Raw genomic sequence first — 352 nt, forward strand, 5'->3', positions numbered from 1 at the left:
TCCTCCAGCTGGACTTGAACCAGCGACATACGGATTAACAGTCCGCCGTTCTACCGACTGAACTATGGAGGAATTGCATTGTTCCTGAGAACGAGGCGCATATTACCCATCCTGTTTCCTGTTGTAAAGCATAAAAATAAAAAAAATGGTCAAGTGGGTGTTAAATAAACAAATTGGCGATTATCTGTTCCTAAACCGCTGATTTTAAGTAAATGAGGAAGGTAGATAACACGAATATAAGTGAGGAATATATGAGAATGGAGATGGTGAATGCGAGATAGCAAAAAGCCCGCATTAAGCGGGCTTTTTAAATTTGGCTCCTCCAGCTGGACTTGAACCAGCGACATACGGA

Annotated in this window: 1 protein-coding gene and 1 tRNA gene; both read right to left on the reverse strand. The window is 42.0% G+C overall.

The annotated features are described in order from the left end of the window. Positions 1-72 (reverse strand) — tRNA-Asn (locus AC4IFT_RS22425). Between the two features lie 77 nt (positions 73-149). Further along, a partial coding sequence (locus AC4IFT_RS22430) for a hypothetical protein (protein WP_490735487.1) occupies positions 150-352 on the reverse strand: 203 nt, incomplete at its 5' end.

The organism is Providencia sp. UF-183, from assembly GCF_058246155.1.